Raw genomic sequence first — 2,856 nt, 5'->3', positions numbered from 1 at the left:
GCCTCGATGCCCGAGTAGAGGCCTTCCGTGTTCTCGCGCACGATCACCAGATCGACCCCCTGGTAGCGAGTCGGCACCCCGTCCAGGTTGCGCACCGGCCGCACCGCCGCGTAGAGGTCCAGCTCCTTGCGCAGCCGCACGTTGATGGAGACGAACCCCTCGCCGATCGGGGTGGTGCACGGCCCCTTCAGCGCGACCGCGTGGGTGCGGATGGCATCGAGCGTCTCGGTCGGCAGCGCGTCCCGGCCGCGCTCGATGGCGGACAGCCCTGCAACGTGCTCCACCCACTCGATCGGCGCCTCGACCGCCTTCAGCACGCGCTGCACCGCCGCGGTCACCTCGGGACCGATCCCATCACCCGGAATCAACACGACCTGATGGCGAGTCATGCCGCCATTATCTCCCACCCGCCCAGGAAGCCGGCAGGCGCCCAACCCCTGCAAGCGGCTCAAAAGGGCCCAGATGCGAGGCGCCGCCCGAAGGTCGGGCGCGAGGCGTACTCTCTGTACGTCGAGCGCTCCGACCGAGGGCGGCGCACTCCCGCAGATGGGTCCTTTTCAGCCGCCTGCTCTAGATCTTTACCGGCACGAACTCGGTCGTGTAGTGCTGATCGAGCGGCAGGCGCTGCTTGAGCACGTTCAGCTCCAGCAGGGTGTCCTGCATGACCTTCATCGCCTCGAGATCCATGCGGCCGTCGACCGACAGGAGTGGCTTGACCAGGTCGTAGGCACGGCGGGTGGCGGGCTCGGGCCAGCCGATGCCCTTGGACGCGATGCGGATGGTCTCCTCGGGGTTCTCGCGGAAGAACTTCTGGCCCTGGAAGATCGACTTCAACGTCCGCTGCAGCGTGTCCTTCTTGGTCCTGATCAGCTCGTCCGTCGAATAGGCGATCAGGCTGATCCACTTCGGGGTCACCTCGTCCAGGCGCATGATGATGTGCCCCACGCCCTGGTACTCCAGCACCGAGCCCGCGTCGCCGAAGATGCAGCCCTGGGTCTCCCCGCGCTTGAGCGCGGCGGCCTGCGCGTCGATGCCGCCCACGCCCACGATCTTGATGTCCTTCTCGGGCTCCCAGCCCATCTTCTTGGCGAGCATGCGCGCGAACACCCAGGTGGTGGAGCCCACCACGGTCACGCCGATGGAGCCGCCCTTGAGATCCTCGACCTTCTTGATCTTCGGCGAGACGGTCAGCGTGAAGTGGTTCTTCTCGAGGATGGTGGCGATGGCGCGGATCCCGGTGCCGCGCTCGCGGAATACCAGCGGGTCGGTGGCGCCGGTGAGCCCGATGTCGGCGCCGCCGGCCAGCACGCCCTTGAGCAGGTCGGGCCCGCCCTTGAACGGGATCATCTCGGCGTCGAGGTCGTTGTGCTTGAAGTACCCCTTCTCGAGGGCGATCATCGTCGGCGCGTTGATGCCCATGTCGCCGAGGACCACGCAGCCGACCTTCACGGCGGTTGCGGCCCGGGCCGAGCGCGGCCGCCACGTCCCGATCCCGGCCGCCGCGGTGGTGCCCGCGATCGTCTTGAGGAAGCTGCGACGGGTCGTCGTCATTGACGGGCCTCCTGGAGTCAGCGCCAGCGAGAGAGGCGCTGGTTGAGATGCTCGAGAGACAGTACCACGACGATGGACAGGATCGACACGACCGCGGTGGCCGCGAAGAGCTCCGACGCCTTGAACGCCATGGCCATGCGCTGCATGAGGAAGCCCATCCCGCGGGTGCCCGCGAACATCTCGGCCAGCAGCACCCCGAGCATCGCGAAGACCACCCCGATACGCATGCCGGCCAGCACCGAGGGCAGCACCGCCGGCAAGAGGACCTTTCGGCTCACCTGCCCGCGCGTGGCGCCCATCGAGACGGCGGCGGTGATCAGCGTCGGGTCCACGTCGCGGGTGCCAGCGGCCACCATGAGCAGGATCGGGAAGACCGCAAAGAGGGTGGCGGTGATGACGGCGGTGCCGGTGCCGAGCCCGAAGATCAGCGCGATCCACGGCAGCACCAGGATCTTCGGCACGCCGTAGGCCGCGACGACATAGGGCATGGCCACCGCGTGCACGAGCCGGCGCGAGCCGATCAGGAGCCCGCCCGCCACCCCCAGGCTCACCGCGAGCGCGTAGCCGAGGAAGGCCTTGGCGAGCGTGTCGCCGAGGCGGGGCAGTGCCTCGCTCGCGGTCGTCCCGAGCGCGCCGGCGACCGCGCCCGGCGCCGGGACGAACAGCGGGTCGGCCACGCCGGTGCGCACCGCCACGTGCCAGGCCACCACCACCGCCGCGATCGACGCGGCCTGCGCGCCCAGCACGCCGACCCGACTATCGAAGAAGCGGCCGTAGCGCGACGGACTGGCCGCTTCGAGCGCCGGCTTCGCCGGCGCAACCTTGTCTTCGGGGGGAGGTCCGGAAGGGGGGCGCGAGCCCCCCTCCGGGTTGATTAGCCGGCCCATCGCTTCACCCGCGCCTCGACCAGCGCGCCCACCGTGTCCACCGCCAGGATGGCCGCGGCCGCGATCAGTGCCAGCACCGCGTACTCGCGCGTCATCATGAGCCCGTAGGCGTAGTTGATGACGTAGCCCACGCCGGCCCGCGAGCCCAGGATCTCGCCCACCAGCACGCCCACCACCGAGAGCGCCAGGCCGGCGCGCAGGCCACCCACCATGGTGGACGCCATCGCGGGCAACATGACCTTGCGGAACACGGTCCAGGGGCGCGCGCCCATGGACCGCGCCACCGTCACCAGGGTGGCCGGCACCTGGCGGATGCCCGCGAGCACCGAGAGCACGATCGGGAAGAAGCCGAGCAGCACGCCGAAGGCGATCTTCGACGCCGGGCCCAGCCCGAAGAACAGCATCAGCGACGGGTACC

4 protein-coding genes are annotated in these 2,856 nt (G+C 69.6%); all 4 read right to left on the bottom strand.

Going from position 1 to position 2,856, the window contains the following annotated elements:
• A partial coding sequence (locus tag VKN16_17180; protein HME95943.1) for an isocitrate/isopropylmalate family dehydrogenase occupies window positions 1-389 on the bottom strand: 389 nt, incomplete at its 3' end.
• 181 nt (window positions 390-570) lie between these two features.
• Window positions 571-1,551, bottom strand: coding sequence for an ABC transporter substrate-binding protein (locus VKN16_17175; protein HME95942.1), 981 nt, complete (start codon window positions 1,549-1,551; stop codon window positions 571-573).
• Window positions 1,552-1,568: 17 nt separating this feature from the next.
• Window positions 1,569-2,297, bottom strand: a complete 729-nt coding sequence (locus tag VKN16_17170; protein ID HME95941.1) for an ABC transporter permease subunit — start codon at window positions 2,295-2,297, stop codon at window positions 1,569-1,571.
• A gap of 128 nt (window positions 2,298-2,425) precedes the next feature.
• Window positions 2,426-2,856 (bottom strand): ABC transporter permease subunit (locus VKN16_17165; protein HME95940.1); only part of this gene is annotated, 431 nt, incomplete at its 5' end.

The sequence above is a fragment of the Candidatus Methylomirabilota bacterium genome (assembly GCA_035315345.1).
Lineage (GTDB): Bacteria > Methylomirabilota > Methylomirabilia > Rokubacteriales > CSP1-6 > CAMLFJ01.
Note: the sequence above shows the minus strand (reverse complement) of the source record. Positions and strands in the feature narration are given on the sequence as shown.